We start from the raw sequence: 327 nt of genomic DNA, 5'->3' as shown, positions 1-327 counted from the left end.
TATAAATCTTGTCAAAAGAAACGGAGAAAAGATCGATATCCGTTATGAAGACATCGATCATTTTATCCTCAAATGAATGATGGGCTTTTAGGTTATTCAAATCTTATTCCGTTAGACATTTCGTCCAAGCGTTCCCAATCGAGCACGACAATTTCTTGCTTAACTTTATATAAAATTTCCATGTCGGTGAGCCGCTGAATGACACGGTTTAAGTGGCGGGGAGTAGTCCCAATTAACGAAGCTATATCTGGGATATAGGGTGTCTGAATTTCTTTTCCAAACTCCCGCTCGAGCTTAATCGTTAATAAATAACTTGCAAGTCGTTCC

Annotated in this window: 1 protein-coding gene; it reads right to left on the bottom strand. The window is 38.8% G+C overall.

Going from position 1 to position 327, the window contains the following annotated elements; genetic code table 11:
* Positions 1 to 92: 92 nt before the first annotated feature.
* On the bottom strand, positions 93 to 327 hold a 235-nt coding region (locus CA598_RS31840; RefSeq protein WP_143812513.1), incomplete at its 5' end, for a helix-turn-helix domain-containing protein.

Origin of the sequence: Paenibacillus sp. VTT E-133291 (assembly GCF_002264395.1) — a bacterium.
Taxonomy (GTDB): Bacteria; Bacillota; Bacilli; order Paenibacillales; family Paenibacillaceae; genus Paenibacillus_AQ; species Paenibacillus_AQ nitricinens.
This window is presented reverse-complemented; position numbering and strand designations above follow the sequence as displayed.